Origin of the sequence: Hyphomonas sp. UBA3601, assembly GCF_002375605.1 — a bacterium.
Classification (GTDB): Bacteria; Pseudomonadota; Alphaproteobacteria; order Caulobacterales; family Hyphomonadaceae; genus Hyphomonas.
This window is the reverse complement of the sequence record NZ_DFME01000135.1, coordinates 1-2,569: the sequence shown is the minus strand read 5'-3', so window position 1 is coordinate 2,569 and position 2,569 is coordinate 1. Positions and strand designations below refer to the sequence as shown.

Annotated in this window: 4 protein-coding genes; 2 read left to right on the top strand and 2 right to left on the bottom strand. The window is 61.0% G+C overall.

Annotated features, from left to right (window positions below; all coding sequences use genetic code 11):
• Both B4F73_RS15265 and B4F73_RS15260 read left to right on the top strand, forming a co-directional pair.
• On the top strand, window positions 1-609 hold a 609-nt coding region (locus tag B4F73_RS15265), incomplete at its 5' end, for a uracil-DNA glycosylase (protein ID WP_290483697.1).
• Between the two features lie 63 nt (window positions 610-672).
• Window positions 673-1,470 (top strand): hypothetical protein, encoded by a 798-nt coding sequence (locus tag B4F73_RS15260; RefSeq protein WP_290483696.1) that lies wholly within the window; start codon window positions 673-675, stop codon window positions 1,468-1,470.
• A gap of 10 nt (window positions 1,471-1,480) precedes the next feature.
• On the opposite strand, the gene smpB is transcribed toward B4F73_RS15260, so the two are convergent.
• Window positions 1,481-1,960, bottom strand: coding sequence for an SsrA-binding protein SmpB (gene smpB / locus B4F73_RS15255; protein ID WP_206992557.1), 480 nt, complete (start codon window positions 1,958-1,960; stop codon window positions 1,481-1,483).
• A gap of 9 nt (window positions 1,961-1,969) precedes the next feature.
• Window positions 1,970-2,569 (bottom strand): 4-hydroxy-tetrahydrodipicolinate synthase (gene dapA / locus B4F73_RS15250; protein WP_290483695.1); only part of this gene is annotated, 600 nt, incomplete at its 5' end.

Below are 2,569 nucleotides of genomic sequence, written 5' to 3'. Positions count from 1 at the left end.
CGCCTTGTGGCGTATCGGGAAGAGGTCGCCGTGAAAGAGCCGGACTGGTTCAATGGCGCGGTGCCGAGCTTCGGGCCGGAGGATGCCGAATTGCTGATCATCGGCCTCGCGCCCGGCGTAACGGGGGCCAACCGGACGGGCCGACCGTTCACCGGCGACTGGGCCGGAGACCTGCTCTATGCGACCATCGACAAGTTCGGCTTTTCCACCGGCACCTATGATGCGCGGCCGGATGACGGGCTGAAGCTGAAGCGCGCCATGATCACCAATGCCGTGCGCTGTGTGCCGCCACAGAACAAGCCGGTCGGCGCCGAGATCAATCAGTGCCGTCCCTTCCTCGCCGCGCGCATTGCGGCGCTGCCGAAGCTGAAGGCAATGATCTGCCTCGGCAAGATTTCCCATGATTCCACCGTGCGCACGCTCGGCCTGAAACTGAAGGATTATCCCTTCGGCCACGGTACGCACTATGATGTGGAATTTGAGGGCCGCCCCCTGGCGCTCATCTCATCCTATCATTGCAGCCGGTACAACACGAACACCCGCCGCCTGACGCCGGAAATGTTCGAGGATGTGTTCGCGATGGCGAAGAAAGTGACAGATTCCGACTGAGGGGTTTGCAATAGCGGATTTTCCGTTTATCGATAATATTGATTTTCGATAAAGGTCTATCCCATGCCCCGATATGCCGTTCCGGTTCTGACATGCATTCTGGCACTGGCATTCCTCGGTGCCGGGGCCGCCCATGCCGCAAAACTTGAAGTCGGCCCGGACGCACCATTCTGGATCAGGCTGGCGACAGACGCCCTGCTCTATGCGCACATCGGCGGTGGGGCTATCGGGCTCGTGTCCGGTGTTGCCGCGATTGCGACGCGCAAAGGCCGCCCTCTTCACAGGCTTGCCGGGCAGATCTTCTTCGTGTCCATGTTCATAACTTACCTGATCGGCGCGGGCGTCGCTCCATTCCTGGAGGAAGGACAGCGACCCAATTTCGTGGCCGGCATTCTGGCCCTGTACCTGCTCGTCACGGCTCTGCTTACTGTCAGGCAGCGCGGGCCTGTCCGGGTCAATTGGCGGCATTATACAGGACTGGCGACAGCGCTCGGCATCACACTGATGGGTGTGGGATTCATGTATATGGGCGCGAACAGCCCAAGCGGCACCGTGGATGGTTCGCCGCCTCAAGCCTTCATCCTGTTCATTGTAGCTGGCAGCTTCGCCGCGTTTGGCGAACTGAACGTGATCCTACGACAGGCGCTGTCCTACACGGCGCGCATCTCCCGCCACCTCTGGCGCATGTGCTTCTCGATGTTCATCGCATCCGGTTCACTTTTTCTGGGGCAGCCGCAAGTGTTTCCCGAAGGCTTCAGCCAGACCGCCTGGCCCTTCCTGCTGGCCTTTGCCCCCTTGATCGCCCTGATTGTCTGGCAGGGCCTGTTGAGGCTTCGCGGCGGGAGACTACGCGCCGCCTGAGCGGCAGTGCTCACCCCTCCTTCAGGATTCGCGCCTTCTGGCGTTGCCAGTCTCGCTTTGCTTCGACGTCACGCTTGTCATGGCTCTTGCGCCCGGTGGCGAGACCAATGAGGATCTTGGCCATACCACGCTCATTGAAATAGAGTTTCAACGGCACAATCGTGCGACCGGCCCGCTCAACCGATTGCGAGAGCTTGGCCAGTTCCCGTTTTGACACGAGCAGCTTCCGCTTGCGCTTTGGCTCATGATTGAACCGGTTGGCGGCGTTGTAGATCGGGATATCCGCATTGATCAGGTAGAGACCGCCATCTTCCGGGCTGACATAGGCTTCAGCAATATTGGCCTTGCCCTGACGCAGGGATTTTACCTCGGAGCCGACCAGCATGATGCCGGCCTCTAGCGTGTCCTCGACCGCATAATCGCGGCGGGAGCGGCGGTTCTCCGCGACCAGCCCATCCGAGCGGCCCTTGGTCTGATTTTTCTTCGACATCGCCCTGATTTAGGCGCTCAGGCCCGCAAGCGCCATGGCCTGATCTATTTCAGCCCGTTTTTCTGCAGATGGGGTGGTGATCGGCAGGCGCACCTCATCGGTGCAGAGGCCGAGCCGGAACAGGGCATATTTCGCCGGTCCGGGCGATGGCGAGCAGAACATGGCCTTGTGCAGCGCAATCAGCTTGCGCTCTATCGCGCGGGCCTCATCGAGATCTCCGGCGTGGAAAGCTGTGTGCATGGCGGCGCAGGCTTCCGGCATGACGTTCGCGGTGACCGAGATGCAACCCATGCCCCCCATGGCAAGGTGGCCGAGCGCGCTCGGGTCATCGCCCGACAGCTGAACAAATTGGGTGCCTTCAGGGATCGACGCGGCATGCTGACTAACGCGGTCCATATCGCCGGTCGCATCCTTGATGCCGACAATGTTCGGCAATTGGGCGAGGCGTGCGACGGTATCCGGTGCAAGATCGACCACGGTGCGGCCCGGCACATTGTAAAGCAGGACCGGCAGCGCAACCGAGTCGTTGATCGCGCGGAAATGGGCCTCAAGGCCTTCCTGGTTGGGATTGTTGTAATAGGGGCAAACCACCAGCGCGGCGTCAGCGCC